Here is a 19,169-nt window from a genome sequence, read left to right on the forward strand (position 1 = left end):
TTTACATCTATTAGCCGACCGGTCACCATATGACCGTGGCCACACTCCCTCGCTGATCAGCGACTGGCACCCGAAAAGGTCAATCAATGCGGATTGGTATCCGCGCGCGCCGACATATGAGGAGGGGACGTTCCGGGCGGCGCAATCACAGAGATTTGCACGGCCAGTGATCCCGAATTCGTTGCGGCATTAGGCCGCACCAGAAGGAATGACACCGTGAGAATGACGCGAGGAGTCCGGGCCGCCGTATGCGCGGTGGTGGCCGGTGCGATGCTGGTGGCCGGGGCAGGGACGGCGTCCGCCGCGCCCGGGGTCACCCCGGCGGACGTGACGCTGAATTTGAGTCCAGGCGAATCAACAACGATCGCCAAGACCGTGTCCACTCCGGCGATCCCGCCCAAGCCGGATATCACGTTCCTGATCGACACGACAGGGAGCATGGGCGGGGTCATCTCGAACGTGCGGACCAATGCGAACACCATCTTGTCCAATGTCGCTTCGGCGCAGCCGGACGCACAGTTCGCGGTTGCCGAGTACAAGGACGCGGGGGACGCGACGCCGTTCCGGGTGGCGCAGAACCTCACCGCGGATCAGGCCGACGTCACCAGCGGTATCAACTCGCTGGTCGCGTCGGGCGGCGGCGACTTCCCCGAGGACGGCATCAACGGCCTGTTCCAGGTCGCGTCCGGGGCCGTCGGCTTCCGGCCGAACAGCACCCGGATCGTGTTGCTGATCGGGGACGCCCCCAGCCATGACCCCAGCAACGGCCATACGCTGGCCGACGCGATCAGCGCCCTGCAGGCAGCCGACATCACCGTGCTCGCGTTCGACCTGTCCGGGCTGAACTCGACCGGACAGGCGACCGCGATCACCAACGCCACGGGCGGACGGCTGTTCTCCGGCCTCAACTCCTCGGAGGTCAGCGACACAATCCTGGCGGCCCTGCACAACCTGCCGGTCACGGTCACCCACCAGCTGCGCGGCTGCGATCCGAACCTGTCGGTGTCCCTGACCCCGGGCAGCCGGACGGTGACCAGCGGCGACGACGCCACCTTCACCGAGGCCGTCTCCGTCGGCGCCGGAGCCGTGCCGGGAAGCACCATCACCTGCAAGGTGGACTTCCTGCTCAACGGCGTCCTGTCACCGGGCTTCACTGAGACGATCACCGAGCACGTCCCGAAGGCGACCCCGTCGATCACCACGACGCCATCGGGCCAGGCGCCCGCGGGCGGGAACATCTCCGATACGGCGACCCTGTCCGGCGGGTTCCACCCGACGGGCACCGTCACGTTCCAGTTGTTCGGGCCCGGCGACACCACCTGCGCGACGCCCATCGCGACCCGTACCGGGACGGTGTCGGGCAGCGGCACCGCCGCGTCCGGGAACGTCGCCGCGGGCGGGGTGGGCACCTACCGCTGGGTGGCCTCCTACAGCGGCGACGACGCCAACAACCCGGCCACCTCCCCGTGCGGCGACGAACAGGTCGTGGTCGTCAAGGCCACCCCAGGCATCGCCACCACCCCGTCGGGGTCCGTGCCGGCCGGCGGCGTCGTGTCCGACACCGCCACCGTCTCCGGCGGGTTCCACCCCACCGGTACCGTCACATTCAAGCTGTACGGCCCCGGCGACACCACCTGCGCGACGCCCATCGCCACCCGCACCGGCACGCTGTCCGGCAGCGGCACCGCCGCATCCGGCAACGTGACCATCGGCGCGGCCGGCACCTACCGGTGGACGGCCACCTACAGCGGCGACGCCGACAACAACTCCGTCACCTCACCGTGCAGCGACGAACAGGTCACCGTCACGCCGCAGCGGCTGACCGGACGGGCCTACGGCCTGACCGCCTCCGCCTCCCTGGCCGGCATCCAACTGGTCAACATCGCCCCCGTTCCCGACACCGGCCACATCTCCACCACCTCGACCAGCACCACCTCGGTGCCCTGCACGGCCACCCTCAGCGGACTGATCAGTGCGCATGCCCTGTGCGCCAAGGTCGCGACCACCGAGTTCCCCGGCAAATCCGTGGCGACCGCCTCCATCGACGACACCACCATCGGGATCACCGGCATCCCGGTGATCACCGTCAAAACCGTCAACTCCAGCTCCACCACCACCTGCGCCGGATCCGCCGGGACCACCACGATCGCCTTCCTCAAGGTCGGCAGCACGGTGGTCATCGCAGAACCCACCACTATCCAGCCCAACACCGCGGTGGACGTCGGCGTCGTCAAGCTCGTCCTCAACGAGCAGATCCCGTTCTCCACCCCCGACAAGGGCCTGACCGTCAACGCGGTCCACGTCACCGTCGACGCCCTCGGCCTGGCCAGGACCAACGTCGTCCTCGCCTCTTCCGAGAGCGACATCGGCAACTGCCCATGACCCAGCCCACCTGAACCGATCCATCCCGAGGCCGGGCGGACAACCCAGATCCGCCCGGCCTCGGCCGATCACCGGGCGGCCGACTGCGGTTCGGTGACGGGTCCGGTGGTCCCGGTGTGTCCGGCCGTCGTGGAGGCGGGGTTCTTCGGGCCGCGCAGGGTGACGTAGACGAACAGAGCACCCATGACGGCGACGCCTGCCCACATGGCCTGCTGCCAGCCGTCGACGAAGGACTGCTGGGCGGCGTGGATCAGGTTCCCCGCGTACGAGCCGGCGCCGCCGGCCACCTCGACGGCGTTGGCGATGCCTTCCCGGGCCGTCCTGGCGGCCTCCGGAGGGATCCCGTCCAGCCTGTCGTCGATGGCACCGCGGTAGCCGGCGGACAGCAGCGCGCCGAGCAGGGCGACGCCGAGGGCGGTCCCGAATTCGCGGGTGACGTCGTTGAGTGCGGAGGCGACGCCCTGCTTCTCGCGCGGCAGGGAGCCGGTGATGGCCTCGGTGGAGGGCGTCATCGACAAGCCCATCCCGATGCCCATGGCGAGCATGCCGGGCAGGATGGTCAGGTAACCCCCGTCGACGGAGACGAAGACGGCCATGAGAGCCAGTCCGGCGCCGCCCAGCGCGACGCCCGCGGCCATGGTCGGACGGGAGCCGATGCGTACGGCCAGCTTGGGGGCGAGACCGGAGCTCGCCATCATCGTCACGGCCATGGGCATCAGAGCCAGCGTGGACAGCAGCCCCGACCAGCCGAGGACGGCCTGGAGGAACGGGAAGAGGACCACGGCTATGCCCGCCTGGACGCCGAAGACCACCAGCAGTGTGATCGAGCCACCGGCCAGACCACGCTCACGGAACAGGCGCACGTCCAGCAGCGAGGCGTCCCGGCGGCGTAGTTCCCAGGCCACGAAGCCGACGGCGGCGACGAGACCGGCGGCGAGGCCGACCAGAGTCGCGGGCGCGGTCCAACCACGCTCGGGACCCTCCTGCAGGGCGAAGATGAGCCCGGCGACCGCGACCATGGACACCAGTGCGCCGACGGAGTCGAAGCTGTGGGCGGACCTCTCACGGGAGTTGGGGACCGACTTCAGCGTCATGGCCAGGGCCACGACGACCAGGACCACGGGCAGGGCGAACAGCCAGCGCCAGTCGGCGACGTCGACCAGGAGCGCGGAGAGGAACATGCCCAGGACGCCGCCACCTCCGGCGACGCCGGTCCACACACCGATCGCTTTGCCGCGTTCCTCCTCAGGGAAGGTGGAGGTGATGACGGCGAGAGTGATGGGCATGACCATCGCGGCGCCGATTCCGCTCGCCGCGCGCGCGGCGAGCATCACCTCGGCCGTCGGCGCCAGGCCCGCCGCGACGCCCGCGATGCCGAAGACACTCAGACCGGCGACCAGCATGGGCTTGCGGCCCAGCCGGTCACCGATCGCGCCGAGCGGCAGCAGCAGCGCGGCCAGAGCCAGAGTGTAGATGTTGATGATCCACAAGATGGTGTTCTGCGAGGCGCCGAACTCGACGGCCAGGTGCGTCTGGGCGACGTTGAGTCCGGATACCGACGCGATGACGGCCATCAGCGCGATGGAGACGGCGATCAGAACGGTGCGCAGCCGACGCGCATCCAGTGCGACTCCGTCGCCCCCGTCAGCGGCCGCCACCTGTGCGGGCTGGTTCGTACTCATGTGTTCCTCTCTCACTTCCTGATGCGTGGCCCCGGGTAGCTTGGGGACCCGCTGCGCAGGACCCTAGGCCGCCATTGCTAAGTAGGCATAGGATGTTGCGCATGGAGCAAGAAACTGGGGACCTGGACAGCCTCGTACGCAAACGCCTCCGCGCCCTGCGGGTGGCGCAGGGCTGGTCCCTGGAAGAACTGGCCACCCGGGCCCATCTCAGCCAGTCCTCACTGAGCCGCATCGAGAACGGTCAGCGTCGCCTCGCCCTGGACCAGCTCGTCACCCTCGCCCGCGCCCTGGACACCACCCTCGACCAGCTCGTCGAGACCGCCGCCGACGACGTCGTCATCAGCCCGATGATCGACGGCGCCCACGGCCTGATGCGCTGGCCGGTGAAGGGCGACCCCGGCATCAGCGTCGTGCGCCAGCGCATGACCGAGCCACCGCCCGACAACCCCTCCCGCATGCGCGCCCACCCCGGCCGGGAATGGCTGGTCGTACTCTCCGGCACCGCGGTCCTCATGCTGGGCCACCGGCGTCTGCGTGTGGAGACCAACCAGGCCGCCGAGTTTCCCACGATGATTCCGCACGCCATCGGCGCCGAAGGCGGACCGTGTGAGATCATCGGGATCTTCGACCGCGACGCCCGCCGCGGCCACCAGCGCGACAACGGCGGTGATCGCGACACCCCCGGCAGCTGCGACTGAACTCGCCGCAGCCACCTCGGCCGCATCCTCGGCTTGACAGAACCGCGCCCCGAGGGTCAGGCGGGGGCGGGGCCGCGGGTTTCGCCCTGAGGGTCAGGCGGGGGCGGGGCCGCGGGTTTCGCGGAGGTGGCCGCCGGAGAGCTCCAGCCACCGCTCGATCCCGATCTCGGCGAGGAACCGCTCGTCGTGGCTGACCACCACGAACGCCCCCTCGTAGGCGGTGAGCGCACTCTCCAGCTGTGCCACGCTCACCAGGTCGAGGTTGTTGGTCGGCTCGTCGAGCAGCAGGAGCTGAGGGGCCGGCTCGGCGCACAGCACGCAGGCCAGCGTGGCGCGCAGCCGTTCGCCGCCCGACAGCACGCCCACCGGCAGGTGGGCCCGCGTCCCCCGGAACAGGAAGCGGGCCAGCAGGTTCATCCGCTCCGCCGGAGGCATGCCGGGGGCGTAGGCCGCCAGGTTCTCCGCGACCGTGCGGTCGAGGTCGAGCAGGTCGAGCCGCTGGGACAGGTAGGCGACCCGGCCGTCGGCCCGCCGCAGCGTGCCGCCGTCAGGTGCCAGGGCGCCGCCGACGATACGCAGCAGGGTGGACTTGCCCGCGCCGTTGGGGCCGGTCAGCGCGATGCGCTCGGGACCGCGGATGGTCAGGTCGAGACCCGGTCCGGCGAACAGGTCGCGGGCCCGCAGTCCTTCGCCGTGGAAGACCGTACGCCCGGCGGGCACGTTCGTGCCCGGCAACTCCAGTGTGATCCGCTGGTCGTCACGCAGCGCCCGCTCGGCCTCGTCGAGCCTGGCCCTGGCGTCGCCGACGCGGGCGGCGTGCATCTGGCCCGCCCGCCCGGCCGCCTCCTGCGCGCCGCGCTTCATGTTGCCGGCGACGATGCGCGGCAGGCCGGCGCTCTTGAGGTTGCGGGCGGCGTTGCCCGCCCGGCGCTCGGCGCGCTCGCGGGCCTGCTGCATCTCCCGCTTCTCCCGTTTGAGCTCCTGCTCGGCGCTGCGCACGGTCCGCTCGGCGGCCTCCTGCTCGGCCCGTACGGCCGCCTCGTACGCGGTGAAGTTGCCGCCGAAGAAGCGGATCTCGCCCTGCTCCAGTTCCGCGATGCGGTCCATGCGGTCGAGCAGGGCCCGGTCATGGCTGACCACGAGCAGGCAGCCGGTCCAGTCGCCGAGCACGTCGTAGAGCCTGCGCCGCGCCGCGAGGTCGAGGTTGTTGGTCGGCTCGTCGAGCAGCAGCACGTCGGGCCGCCGGAGAAGCTGGGCCGCCAGGCCGAGCGAGACGACCTGGCCGCCGCTCAGCGTGCCCAGCGTGCGGTCGAAGGCGAGGTCGCCGAGGCCGAGCCGGTCGAGCTGGGCGCGGGTGCGCTCCTCGATGTCCCAGTCGTTGCCGATCGCGGTGAAGTGCTCCTCGCTCGCGTCGCCCGACTCGATGGCGTCCAGGGCGGCGATCACCGGGGCGATGCCGAGCACCTCGGCCACGGTCAGGCCGGCGGTGAACGGCAGGTTCTGCGGCAGGTAGCCGACCTCGCCCTCGGCGGCGACGGTGCCGGCGGTCGGCCGGTGCTCGCCGGCGATCAGCTTGAGCAGCGTGCTCTTGCCGGCGCCGTTGGGGGCGACGAGCCCGGTACGGCCGCCGCCGACGGTGCAGGACAGGCCGGTGAAGACGGGCGTGCCGTCGGGCCAGGAGAAGGACAGGCCGGAGCAGACGATGAACGCGTCAGACATTGGAGAGACCTCGGTGTGTGACCCGGGCGTGCGGAGAGACCCGGTGAGACGGGGAATTGGAGAAACGACGACATGAGGCCACGCCGACAGCGGTCAGTCACACGCCTGCCGGGGCCGTCACCCTCCGGTATCACCCGGAGATGTCGTCGTCACCTGCCACGTCTGGTCTCCTCTTCCGATCACAAACCGTCCGCCACCCTACCAGGCTGAGCCCGACCTGCGCGAAGGTGGGCGAGGCCCATGTCCAGGGCGGCCTCCAGATGGGTGGTCTCGCCGGTGGACATCTGGATCAGCACGCCGCCCTGGATGCCCGCCAGCAGCGCGGCCGCCACGCGGTCCGGGTCCACGTCCGGCCCGATCTCCCCGGCGTCCCGCATGTGCCGTACTCCCGCCGCGATCTCGGCCTGCCAGCTCCGCATCAGCTCGGTGACGACCGCCTGGGCGCCGGGCGTACGGCTGCCGAGGTGGGAGGTGACGGAGTTGAGCGGGCACAGGCGGCCCTGCCGCCGATAACGGTCGACGACCTTGTCCCGCCACGCCTGCCAGGCGGGCCAGGAGGTGAGGTCGCCGAGCTGGGGCCGCTGGTCCTCCAGCACCCGGTCGGCCTCCAGCCGGGCCACCGCCAGCAGCAGCTCCTCCCGGCCGCCCGGGAAGTAGTGGAAGAGCTGGCTCTTGCTCGTCGCCGTGCCGGCCAGCACGTCGTCCAGGGTGGTGTCGGCCACGCCGTGCTCACGGATGAGCGCCGCCGCGCCCTCCAGGATGCGCTGCCGGGTCGCGGCCCCCTTGCGGGTCAGCGTGCGCATGATGCCTCCCTGAAGTTTTGGACTTGCTGGTCCATTTTATCTCGCGCAAGCTGACTGAACCGCGCGGTCCGACACTCGCCGTCCTTCCGAACGAAGGGGTTCCCCATGTCTCTCGACCACTACTACCTGCTCGGCCGTTCCGGGCTGCGGGTCAGCCGGCTCGCCCTGGGCACGATGAACTTCGGCACCGGCGGCTTCCACGCCGCGTACGGCAGGACCGAGGACGAGGCCCGCCCGATCTTCCGCCGCTATCTCGAAGCGGGCGGGAACTTCGTCGACACCGCGGACTTCTACACGGCCGGGGAGAGCGAGACCATACTCGGCGCACTCATCGCCGAGGCCGGGGTGCGCGACCGGGTGGTGCTCACCACCAAGTTCACCAACAGCGTCGACCCCGGAAACCCGAACGCGGGCGGCAACGGCCGCAAACACATGATCAGAGCGGTCGAGGCGTCGCTGCGCCGCCTGCGCACCGACTACATCGACCTGTTCCTGCTGCACACCTGGGACCGCGTCACGCCCGTCGAGGAGGTCCTGCGGACCTTCGACGACCTCACCAGGGCCGGGAAGATCCGGTACGCGGGCCTGTCGGACGTGCCCGGCTGGTACGCGGCGCGAGCGCAGACCCTGGCCGAGGCGCACTCCCTCGCGCCGATGGTCGGCCTGCAGCTCCCCTACTCGCTCGTCGACCGGACGATCGAGTTGGAGCACGTCGCCATGGGCCAGAGCCTCGGCCTCGGCATCACCGCGTGGAGCCCGCTCGGCGGCGGCTTCCTGACCGGGAAGTACCGGCCCGCGGACCGCGGCCTGGCCGGGGAGGGCAGGCTCGGCGGCGACGGCACACCCGGGCGCTCCTGGACCGACCGGGAGTGGCGGATTCTCGCGACACTCGAAGAGGTCGCCGGGAAACTCGGCGTGACGATGGCCCAGGTGGCGCTCAACTGGGTCGCCACCCAGCCCGGGATCGCGGCGGCCATCGTCGGCGCGAGCAGTGCCGCGCAGCTTGACGCCAACGTGGCCGCCCTCGGCTTCGAACTGCCGGCCGAGCTGCGCGCGAGGCTCGACGAGGCGAGTTCCGTGCCGCCCCCGTCGGTCTACCAGATGTTCACGCCGGGCTACCAGGGCTGGCTGGTCAGCCCCGGCGTCAAGGTCGGGGACAAGCCGGCCGGGTACGCCCCGGGCGTACGGAACTGGACGCCCGGCGGCGACGCCTGACACACGCCGTCCGCCGGACCCCGGATGACGCCGGCCGGATCAGCCCGTCCTGAGCAGGACGGGCTGCGTGTCGCCCGAACGGTCGCGCGGGCAGAAGCCGACCGTCCAGACGCCCTCGAAGAGATCGAGCCTGTTCTGCGCGATCACGATCACCGCGCAGTTGCCGTCGGTCGCGAGCAGGGGGCGCACCTCCGCCGCGTCCGCCACGTTGTCCAGGACCACCAGGGCCCGGCGCGAGCGGAACATGGCCCGGAGGGTCATCGTCTGGTCCACCAGGGTGCCGGGGTGCCGGCTGCCGACGCCGAACACCCGGGAGAGGGAGCTGACCAGCCCGGCCGGCCCGCGCGCGCCCCCCTCGGCGTTGACGTAGAACTGGCCGTCCGGGAAGTACTTCCGGAAACGGGCCGACGCCTGCACGATGACCGCGGCCTTGTCGACGCCCGAGCCGCCGACGAGTTGCACCACCCTCGGCCCGGACGACCCCACTTCGTCCCGGCCGCGCTGGCGGGTCGGCTGCTCGACCAGGACCTGGTACATCCACTCGATCAGCTCTGCCGTGGCGGGCTGTGACACACCCTTCGGCGGGCACTCCCCGACGGGAGGGGTCCCGACGGCGATGTGCGGGCGCGCCGGCGCGGCCGGAGCGCCGCCGGCCTGCCGCCGGGCCACCTGCCGGAACCTCTCCGACGCGTCGGCCTCCAGCATCAGGGCCTCCGCCAGGAGGCTGACCGACTTGCGGTGAGGTCTCTTCGTCCGCCCCCGTTCCAGGTCGGAGATCGCGCGGACACTGACCCCCGACCGCTCCGCCAGCTCCTCCTGAGTCAGGCAGGCTTCCTCTCGCAGTGCTCGCAGCAGCGCCGCGAGCTCGTTATGGCTCTCCAAGTCGTCAAGTAACCCCATTCCACAGCCACCTTTCCCCCGGTGCTGATCCACAGCCAGAAACTCCCCGCACAGAGTTTTAGTTGAGATTTCACACATCAACTAGAAAACTCGCGTTTCCCCAACAGTACACAGCCGATCTTGTAGGAGTCAATTGCGACTGTCGGGAATTGGAGCGGCGCGGCCGGGCGCGGCCGTCCCGCATTGGACCGTTTTAAATGCCGGTCATTGCGGCGGGGGAACTGGCGAGGCCCGACCGCCGGTAGGGCGGGAACGCCGTACCGGCGGGCGGACGCGGGGCCGTCAAATCACCGTGGGCGGTCCTGCTCCGCCTTCCGCTTGAGCGCGTCCAGCATTTTGCCGATCCCCTTCCGCGCATTCTTGTTCAGAATGGCCTCCGGCATTGCCCATTTGATGCCCAATTCCTGCGAGACGCTCACCTCGCTCTTTCCCCCGCCGTCCCCCGTGACGGTGCAACTGAAATCGAATCGGGTCATCACCTCGCTGCCGACGAGGTGGTATTCGAAACAGCCGTCCGCCGGATACTCATAACGGAGGGAATGCGTCGCCCGCAGCCCCATGGCCTTGGCGTGCCAGGTGGCCTGCCGGGGACGTCCCCGCTCGTCGGTGTCCTCGATGTCGACCCGCTCGACGCCGGGCTGCCAGGAGGGGTAGTCGGCGAGGTCCAGCAGTATGGCGAGGACCGCCTCCGGGTCGGCGTCGATGATGATTGATCCGGTCACCACGCTCATGGGTGAAGCCTCCGTTTCGTCCTGCGCGCCCGGCGGGCGACCCCGCGGATCGCCCGCCGATTCCTGAGATCAATTGCCGCCGGTCCGGACCGCGGACGGGCCGGGGAGGTAATCCCCGATGCGGCCCCCCGGGTCCGCGGCGACGGCCGCCAGAATCCGTACGTACGCCGCGAGCCAGCGGGCGGGGGCGCCCTCGGGGAAGTAGCCGGACAGGTGGTTGAGGGAGATCTGCATGAAGTCTCCCGAGATCGCGCTCTCGACCCGGAGCGGGTGGTCCGTCTGGGCCAGGACCTGGGCCGGCATCGCCCCGAGGACCGACATGAACCGCAGCAGGTTCTCGGTCAGCTTCGGCAGGTTCTCGCTGACGAGGTAGCTCTCGAAGAGCGGTTCCCCGGTGGGCGCGCCGGTGATCCCGTACAGCGCCGCGGGCGGCACGTACTCGTGGTCGGTGATCGCGGAGATCTTCTCCTGCATCTCCGCCAGCCACGGCAGCATCGGCGCGCCGGGGTCCACCCTGGCCACCAGGGGGAGGATGTTGAACATCAGCCCGGTCGCCCGGTCCACCTCGACCGACGTGCTGCCCCGCCCGGAGAAGACCGCGCCGCACACCACGTCCCGCGAGCCGGTGATGGCGCTGAGCATGACGGCCCACGCGCCGTGCAGCACGCTGTTGATGCTGAATCCGTGTGCCCTGGACAGTTCCAGGAGCCCGTTCGCCACCTCCGGCGGGACCGTCACGCTCTCCTGCAGCAGCGGCGTCACGTGGTCGGCCGGCCGTTCCGCGGCCGGCAGGGTGATGGAAGGCACCCCGGACGGCCCCGCGGATGGCAGGGCCCCGAGCTCACGCCGCCAGAACGCCTCCGCCTCCGTCATGTCCCGACGGCTCTGCTCGACGCAGAAGTCGCCGTACGTCGAGGTGAAGGGCTCGTCCACCGGCTCGCCGCCCGCCCGGTACGCCTCGTAGGCGGCGAGGAGGACCGGCATCATGATCTGGTAGCTCCAGCCGTCCTGGGCGGCCATGCAGAAGAAGTGGTCGTAGTCGTAGACGTCGTCCTCGATGCGGAACAGGAGCAGCCGCACCTGCGGCGGCGGGCCGGTGAACCCGCGGCGCCGCGCCGCCTCGAGGTGGGCGTGCCGCCGCCGCTCCTGCTCGACGGGCCGCAGGCCCCGGAGGTCGTGCGTCTCGATCCGCAGCCGCACGTCCCGCCGGACCACCTGGACCCACTCGCCGGCCTCGTCCTGGACGTAGGCCGAGCGCAGGTTGGGGAACCGGTCGACGGTGTGCTGCCAGGCCCGCTCCAGCGCGACCGGGTCGAAGTCCTGGCCGGAGAGGCGGAAGGACTGCTGCGTGACGTAGACGCCGGATCCCGGACGCTGCCGGATCCGGTCGAGCATGTACCGCTGCATGCCGGTCACCGGGTAGGCGTCCTCGGCGCCGGGGTGGCGCGACCGCGCCCACTCCAGCACCCGCTGGTCCCGCTGGCCGGCGCTCGCGACGTCAACCCGGCCGCGGGACTCGGCCAGGGCCGCCAGGTCGGCGATGGTGTGGCTCTGGAAGACGTCCTGCGGGCTGAGCGCCAGGCCGATGGCCTTGGCCCGGCTGACCATCTGGATGCCGAGCAGCGAGTCGCCGCCCATCGCGAAGAAGCCCCGGTCGACGCTCACCTCGTGAACCCCGAGCACCTCCTTCCAGATGTCCGCGATCCGCCGCTCCGTCTCGGTGCGGGGGGCGACGACGCCCTGCTCCGGCTCGACGCCCAGCTCCGGCGGCGGCAGCGCGTCGCGGTCGAGCTTTCCATTGGCGCTGACCGGGAACTCGGAGATGGCGACGACGGCCGAGGGCACCATGAAGTCCGGCACCTTCTCCCGCAGGAAGCTCCCGGCCTCGCCGCTCAGCCAGCGGCTGAGCGCGGCGAGCCGCGGGTTGTTCACGTACTGCCCGGCCGGACGCCCCGGTTCGGCCGGGTCCGTCCAGTCGACGAGGTGGCCGGCTTCCGGGCGGTGCAGCGTCACCCGGTAGGCGCCGTCGGCCGCCCCGCCCATCCACGCGACGTTCACCTCGTAGCCGAGCTCCTCGCCCAGCCGCCACCAGACCTCGGGCTCGACGCCGGAAGGGGCCTCCGTACGGGGCAGCCGGTCGACGGGGGCGTCCGCCGACGCGCCGTCGATCGCGGCGAGGAGGGCGTTGACCGAGGCGACCCGGGCGTTGGGCACGCCGTCGACCCGCAGCACGTCCGGCCGGCGGCCGGTGAGCAGCCCGCGGACCTCGTCCACCGACGTCCAGGGGACGGTCTCCGGAGGCGGCTGGGCGCCGGCCGGCTCTCCGACGTGGACGGCGACGTCGTAGCGGTACCGGGTCAGCTCGTTGTGGTGGTCGCCGCGCTTGAGCATCATCTCCACCCGGCTGATGGCCGGGACCTCCTCGCGGAGCGCGCTGAAGTACTCCGGCGCGAGCAGCAGCTCACGCTCGTACGCCCCCCGCCGGCGGATGCGCTCGCGCAGGCGTCCGGCCGTGAGCCCCGGCTCGGTCCGCGCCAGCTCCATCTCCGCGTGGAGGGCCGGGAGCATCGGCAGGCTGCGCAGGTCGCCGAGGAAGAGCGCGCCGCCGGGCCGCAGGCACGCCAGCGCCCTGTCGACCACCTCCCGGAGGTGTCCCGGGCTGTCGAAGTACTGGACGACCGAGTTGATCACCACGGCGTCGAAGCGCTCGCCGTCCAGGCCGGTGAAGTCCTGGGCCTCCCGCTCGAACAGCCGGACGTCCACCGTGTCCGGCAGATCGGGCACCAGGCGCTCCCGCACGTAGTCGAGGGCCTTGCCGGACAGGTCCGTCGCCCAGTACGCCGTCGTGTGCGGGGCGACCCGGGCGAGCAGCATGCCGGTGCCGCAGCCGATCTCCAGCACGCGCCGGGGCCGCAGGGCCAGGATGCGCTCCACCGTTGAGTCGCGCCAGACCCGCATCTCGTCGTCCGGCAGCCGCTCGCTGGTGTAGCTGCTGTCCCAGCCGATGGTGTTGAAGTCGGCCGCGCCGGCGGCCTCCCGCTGGTAGCTCTGGTCGAACAGGTCCCGCCAGGCCGCCACGGCCGACGGCGCGGCGGAGTCGACCGTGCCGTCCTCGAAGCCGTCCTCGGGGACCACGTACGCGACGAGCTGCTTGCTCTCGGCGTCGTGCGGGAGGTCGCGGGCCACGACCAGGACGTCGCGCACGGCGGGATGCTCGGCCAGGGCCGCCTCGATCTCCCCCGGCTCGATGCGCATCCCCCGCACCTTCACCTGGAAGTCGGTGCGGCCGAGGAACTCCATCGTCCCGTCGGGCCGGAACCGCGCGAGGTCGCCGGTGCGGTAGAGCCGGGCGCCGGGCTCGGAGCGGAAGGGGTCCGGCAGGAAACGCTGCTCGGTCAGCTCGGGCCGGCGGTAGTAGCCGCGGCCCACCCCGACGCCGCCGATGTACGCCTCGCCGGGCGTGCCGAACGGCACCGGCCGCATGTTCCGGTCGAGGACGTACACCTGGGTGTTGGCGATCGGCGTGCCGATCGACACCACGGATGTCTCGGGGTCACGCGGGCACTCCCAGCAGGTGCTGTCCACCGAGCACTCGGTGGCTCCCCACAGGTTGTACAGGGTCGCGGCGGGCAGGCGTTCGTACAGGGAGCGGATCGAGGCGAGGGGCAGCGCCTCGCCGCTGGCGATGACCCGGGTGACGGACCGGCAGTCCTCGATTCCGGGGTGCTGGAGGAAGATCCGCAGCATCGAGGGCACGAAGTGCAGCGTGGTGATCCCGTGCTCCCGGATCGTTTCGGCGAGGTACTCGGGGTCCTTGTGCCCCTCGGGACGGGCGATCACCATCCGCGCGCCGATCATGAGAGGCCAGAAGAACTCCCACACCGACACGTCGAAGCTGAACGGCGTCTTCTGCAGGACCAGGTCGTCGGGGGTGAGCCGGAAGTAGTCCTGCTGCCAGTGCAGCCGGTTGACCACCCCGCGATGCGTGATCATGGCGGCCTTGGGCCGCCCGGTGGAGCCCGACGTGTAGATCATGTACGCCAGGTCGTCCAGCCCCGCGATGTTCTCCGGACGGGAGCCGGGCTCGGCGTCGAACTCCCCGGCCCGATCGAGCGGGACCACCACCGCGCCGTGCTCCGGCAGGCCGTCCACCAGCCGCTGCTGCGTGAGCAGGATCGCCGGTTCCGCGTCGGCGAGCATGAAGGCCACGCGCTCGCGCGGGTACGTCGGGTCGATCGGCACGTACGCGCCGCCCGCCTTGAGGATCGCCAGCAGGCCGACCACCATCTCCAGGGAGCGTTCGGCGCAGATGCCGACCGGCTGGTCGGGGCGCACTCCCATGCTCCGCAGCCGGTGCGCCACCCGGTTCGCGCGGCGGTCGAGTTCGGCGTACGTGAGGTGCTCGCCCTCGAAGGTCAGCGCGATCGCGTCCGGCCGCTCGTCGGCGGTCTCCTCGATCAGCGTGTGCAGGCACCGGACGCGCTCGCCGGGGTAGACGCGCTCGGTGTCGTTCCAGTCGAGGAGGATCTCCCGCTCGGCCGAGGCCGGCAGCACGGGCAGTTCGGACACCCGCAGGTCGAGCCGGTCGGCGAACTCGTCCAGGAGCACCTGGTAGCCGGCGAGGAACCGCTCGATCGTGTCGTGGTCGAAGATCTCGCTGTTGTACTCGGCGTCGACCAGCAGCGTGTCGGACATCTCGGTCACCGACACCTCCAGGTCGAACTTGCTGGTGTCGTTGTGCACCTCGACGATGTCCGCCAGGTCGTCCCGCCCCGCGCCGGCCCGGTGCCGCTTCATGTCGAAGACGACCTGGAACAGCGCGTTCGCGGTGAGTCCCCGGTTCGGGGCGAGCTCGGCGACCACCGCGTCGTACGGGACGTCCTGGTGGTCGTAGCCGTGCCTGACCGTCTCGCCGACCCGGTCGACCAGCTCCGCGACGGTGGGGTCGTCGCCGACGTGGGTCTTGAGCACGACCATGTTGACGAAGAACCCGATGAGCTCCTGCACCGCGTCGTCGTTCCGGTTGGCCATCGCGGTCCCGATCACCACGTCGCCCGTGTTCCCGGTGTCGCCGGCGTACCGGTAGAGCGTGGCCTTGAGCGCGGCCAGCATGGTCGTGAAGAGGGTGACGCCGCGCTCGCCGCTGAGCGACCGCAGCCTGCCGGTCAGCTCCGCGCCGAGCTCGAAGCTCATGCTGCCGCCGCGGAAGCGCTGGGCGGCCGGCCGGGGCCGGTCCGGCAGCAGCTCGACTCCGGTGGGATCACCGCCGAGCGCCCGCCGCCAGCTCTCCAGCCGGGCGGCCAGCCCCTCGCCCGCGAAGCGCTCGCGCTCCCAGAGGGCGTAGTCGGCGTACTGCACCGCGAGCTCCGGCAGCTCCGGGTCGCGGCCGCTCACGTAGGCCTCGTAGGCCGCGGTCAGCTCCGTCCCGAACACCCCGCCCGACCACACGTCGGCCACGATGTGGTGCATGCCGAGCAGCATCCGGTGGTCGAGCGGCCCGAACCGGAACAGCGTCACCCGCAGCAGCGGCGCCTCGGCGAGGTCGTAGGGCCGCCGCGCCACCTCGCCGGCGATCCGCGCGTACTCCGCCTCCGGATCCGCGGACGCCGTCAGGTCGACGAGCGGCACGCTGATCGTCAGCTCCGGCAGGATCTCCTGCCGGGCCTTCCCGCCGGGGCTGGGGAACCGGGTGCGCAGGATCTCGTGCCGCCTGACGACCTCGTTGACGGCCTTCTCCATCGCCTCCGGCAGCAGCTCCCCGCTCACCCCGACCGACAGCGTCAGGTTGTACGCGGCGCTGTCCGGCACGAGCTGCTCCAGCGACCACAGGCGCTGCTGCGCGTACGACAGCGGGATCGGGTGGTCCGCCGCTGCTCCCCGGCGGCGGTCGGCCGCGATCCGCAGCAGGCCGGGGCCGTCCTCCGCCCCGGCGGCTCCCGTGGTGGCGGCGAGCTCGGCGAGGACGAACCGGGCGAGGGCGACCGGGGTGGGGTGGTCGAACGCCATGCTCACCGGCAGGACCAGCCCGGTCGCCCGGTTCAGCCGGTTGCGCAGCTCCAGGGCGGTCAGCGAGTCGAAGCCCAGGCGCAGGAGGTCGGCGTCGGCGGGGATCTCCTCGGTCGAGTGGTGCCCGAGCACGCCGGCGATCGCGCCGACGACCAGTTCGAGCGCGACCCGCTCCCGCTTGTCGCCCGTCGTGGACAGCAGCCGTTCGCGGACGTCGTCGTGGTCGTCCTCGTCGCTCGGCAGCGCCGCGAGCAGCTCGCTCTCCCCGCCGCCCGGCGTGCCGGTGTTCAGCCAGAACCGCCGGCGCTGGAAGGCGTACGTCGGCAGGTCGGCGGCTCCCCCGGCTCCCCCGGGTTCCTGGGGGAAGGCCACCCGCCAGTCGACCGCGACTCCGCCGCAGTACGCCGCGCCCAGCGACGCGAGCAGCTGGCTCCGGTCGCCGTGGCCGCGGCGCAGCGTCCCGGCCACGCAGAACGGCCGGCCGCCGGCCTCCAGCGCCTGCTGCAGGTCGGGCACCAGGACCGAGTGCGCGCTGATCTCAAGGAAGCAGTCGAAGCCCTGCGCCGCGAGCGCCTCGACGGCGGGGGCGAACAGGACCTGCTCCCGCAGGGCCCGGAACCAGTAGCCGGCGTCCATCCGCGCGGTGTCGGCCCAGTCTCCGGTCAGGGTCGAGAACAGCGGGACGGCGGACCGCCTCGGTCGTACGGGGGTGAGGTCCGCGAGCAGTTCGTCCCTGAGCGCGTCCATCTGCGGCGAGTGGGAGGCGTAGGTGACCGACGTCCGGCGGGCGCGCAGTCCGTCGGCCTCGCAGCGGGCGAGCAGTTCGCCGACGGCGTCGCCGTCCCCGGACACGACGGTGGACGCCGGGCCGTTGACGGCGGCGACGACCAGCCGGCCCTCCCAGGGCCCGATGAGGTCGCGGACCGCGTCACCGGCGGCCGACACCACCGCCATCGCGCCGCGCCCGGTCATGCTCCGGGCGATCGCGCGGCTGCGCAGCACCACGACGCGCACCGCGTCCTCCAGACTGAGGGCGCCCGCGACGTACGCGGCGGCGATCTCGCCCTGGCTGTGCCCGAGCACCGCGGCCGGTTCGACGCCGTAGGCGCGCCAGACCGCCGCCAGCGACACCATGACGGCGAAGACCACGGGCTGGACGACGTCCTCGCCCTCCAGCGCGGGCGCCCCGGGAGCGCCGCGCAGCACGTCGAGCAGCGACCATTCGACGTGTTCGCGGAGCGCCGCGTCGCAGGCGGACATCTCCGCCGTGAAGGCGGGCTCGGTGTCCAGCAGATCGGCGCCCATCCCCGCCCAGTGGGAGCCGTGCCCCGGGAACACGAACACGGTGCGGCCGGTGGCGCGTGCCGCGCCCCGCACCACTCCGGCGGCGTCGGCGCCGGCGGCCACCGCCGCCAGGCCGTCGAGGAACTCCTCACGGCCGCGTCCGACCAAGACGGCCCGGTGCTCGAAGGCCGACCGCGTGGTGAGGGCCCGGCCCACGTCGTACGGCCGGACGTCCGGACGGGACTCCGCGAACGCCGCCAGCGTGGCCGCCTGCGCCCGCAGCGCGGCGGCGGACCGGCCCGACACCACCCAGGGCAGCGGCCCGTCCGGCGCGGGGACGGGCTCGTCCGCGGCGGCCGGCTCGGGCGGCTCCTCCACGATGATGTGCGCGTTGGTCCCGCTCAGGCCGAACGACGACACCGCGGCCCGGCGCGGGCGGCCGGTGCGCGGCCACGGCCGGGTCTCGGTCACGAGCTCCACGGCCCCGGTCGTCCAGTCGACCTGCGGGGTGGGCGCGTCCACGTGCAGGGTGCCCGGCACCAGGCCGTGCCGCAGCGCCAGCACCATCTTGATCAGGCCGGCGACGCCGGCCGCGGCCTGGGTGTGGCCGATGTTGGACTTCAGCGCGCCGAGCAGCAGGGGCTGGTCCGCCGGCCGTTCCTGGCCGTACGTCGCGAGCAGCGCCTGCGCCTCGATCGGGTCGCCCAGCCTGGTGCCGGTGCCGTGCGCCTCCACGACGTCGATCTCGGCGGCGGACAGTCCCGCGTTCTCCAGCGCCTGGTGGATCAGCCGCTGCTGCGACGGGCCGTTGGGGGCCGTGAGGCGGCTGCTCGCGCCGTCCTGGTTGACCGCCGAGCCGCGCAGCACCGCGAGGACCCGGTGCCCCAGCCGCTGGGCGTCGGCGAGCCGCTCCACCGCGACCACGACGGCGCCCTCGGACCAGCCGGAGCCGTCCGCCGCCGCCGAGAAGGGCTTGCACCGGCCGTCGGGGGCGGCCACCCGCTGCTGCGAGAACTGGACGAAGGAGAAGGAGCCGGCCATCACCGTGGCGCCGCCGACCAGGGCCAGCGAGCACTCTCCCTGGCGCAGCGCCGTCATGGCCGAGTGCAGGGCCACCAGCGACGACGAGCACGCGGTGTCCACGGTCATCGCCGGGCCCTCAAGCCCGAAGGTGTAGGAGATCCGGCCCGAGACCATGCTGCCGGAGCTCGTGTTGCCCACGTAGTCGTGGTACATCAGCCCCATGAAGACGCCGGAGCGGCTGCCCGCGAGCGACTTCGGGTCGATCCCGGCGTTCTCCAGCGCCTCCCAGGAACACTCCAGCAGCAACCGCTGCTGGGGGTCGGTCGCCAGGGCCTCGCGGGGCGAGATGCCGAAGAAGGCCGCGTCGAAGTCCGCCGCGTCGTAGAGGAACCCGCCCTCCCGGACGTACGAGCTGCCCGGGTGGTCCGGATCGGGGTGATAGAGCGTCTCCATGTCCCAGCCACGGTCCTCGGGGAACCGCCCGATGGCGTCCTCGCCGTCGGTGACCAGGCGCCACAGGTCCGCTGGGGTGCGGACGCCGCCGGGCAGCCTGCACGCCATCCCGACCACCGCCAGCGGCTCCCGGGATGCCGCGGCGAGCTGCCGGTTGCGCATCCGAAGCCGTTCGTTCTCCAGCAGAGAGGTCCTCAGCGCCTCGACGACCGAGGCGGAAGATGTGTCCACCACTGCGTGTACCCTCCGTGAGTTCGTGTGGGCGGGCGCCGT

General features: G+C 71.8%; 9 protein-coding genes. 3 read left to right on the top strand and 6 right to left on the bottom strand.

Annotated elements, in window-relative coordinates; all coding sequences use genetic code 11:
* Positions 1 to 222: 222 nt before the first annotated feature.
* Positions 223 to 2,382: a vWA domain-containing protein gene (locus tag FED44_RS26685; RefSeq protein WP_244302303.1), complete on the top strand. Its 2,160-nt coding sequence runs from the start codon at positions 223 to 225 to the stop codon at positions 2,380 to 2,382.
* A 68-nt stretch (positions 2,383 to 2,450) separates the two neighbouring features.
* Here the strand turns inward: FED44_RS26685 and FED44_RS26690 are convergent, their stop codons facing one another.
* Entirely contained in the window at positions 2,451 to 4,064 is a 1,614-nt protein-coding gene (locus tag FED44_RS26690) for an MFS transporter (protein WP_138462432.1), read from the bottom strand.
* Between the two features lie 101 nt (positions 4,065 to 4,165).
* Here FED44_RS26690 and FED44_RS26695 point away from each other — a divergent pair, with 101 nt between their 5' ends.
* Positions 4,166 to 4,762 (top strand): XRE family transcriptional regulator, encoded by a 597-nt coding sequence (locus FED44_RS26695; protein ID WP_138462433.1) that lies wholly within the window; start codon positions 4,166 to 4,168, stop codon positions 4,760 to 4,762.
* Positions 4,763 to 4,855: 93 nt separating this feature from the next.
* Here the strand turns inward: FED44_RS26695 and FED44_RS26700 are convergent, their stop codons facing one another.
* Complete coding sequence (locus FED44_RS26700) at positions 4,856 to 6,481, bottom strand: ABC-F family ATP-binding cassette domain-containing protein (RefSeq protein WP_117408230.1); 1,626 nt, start codon at positions 6,479 to 6,481, stop codon at positions 4,856 to 4,858.
* A 179-nt stretch (positions 6,482 to 6,660) separates the two neighbouring features.
* Entirely contained in the window at positions 6,661 to 7,284 is a 624-nt protein-coding gene (locus FED44_RS26705; protein ID WP_167521600.1) for a TetR/AcrR family transcriptional regulator, read from the bottom strand.
* 105 nt (positions 7,285 to 7,389) lie between these two features.
* Here FED44_RS26705 and FED44_RS26710 point away from each other — a divergent pair, with 105 nt between their 5' ends.
* Positions 7,390 to 8,499: an aldo/keto reductase gene (locus tag FED44_RS26710; protein WP_138462435.1), complete on the top strand. Its 1,110-nt coding sequence runs from the start codon at positions 7,390 to 7,392 to the stop codon at positions 8,497 to 8,499.
* Between the two features lie 39 nt (positions 8,500 to 8,538).
* On the opposite strand, the gene FED44_RS26715 is transcribed toward FED44_RS26710, so the two are convergent.
* From FED44_RS26715 to FED44_RS26725, 3 genes are all read right to left on the bottom strand, one after another.
* Positions 8,539 to 9,399 (bottom strand): helix-turn-helix domain-containing protein, encoded by an 861-nt coding sequence (locus FED44_RS26715; RefSeq protein WP_167521601.1) that lies wholly within the window; start codon positions 9,397 to 9,399, stop codon positions 8,539 to 8,541.
* Positions 9,400 to 9,686: 287 nt separating this feature from the next.
* A complete protein-coding gene (locus FED44_RS26720; protein WP_117408226.1) occupies positions 9,687 to 10,130 on the bottom strand; it encodes an SRPBCC family protein in 444 nt (147 codons plus the stop codon).
* Positions 10,131 to 10,199: 69 nt separating this feature from the next.
* Positions 10,200 to 19,130 (bottom strand): non-ribosomal peptide synthetase/type I polyketide synthase, encoded by an 8,931-nt coding sequence (locus tag FED44_RS26725; protein WP_154956778.1) that lies wholly within the window; start codon positions 19,128 to 19,130, stop codon positions 10,200 to 10,202.
* Between the last annotated feature and the right edge of the window lie 39 nt (positions 19,131 to 19,169).

The organism is Microbispora triticiradicis (genome assembly GCF_005864065.1).
GTDB lineage: Bacteria > Actinomycetota > Actinomycetes > Streptosporangiales > Streptosporangiaceae > Microbispora > Microbispora triticiradicis.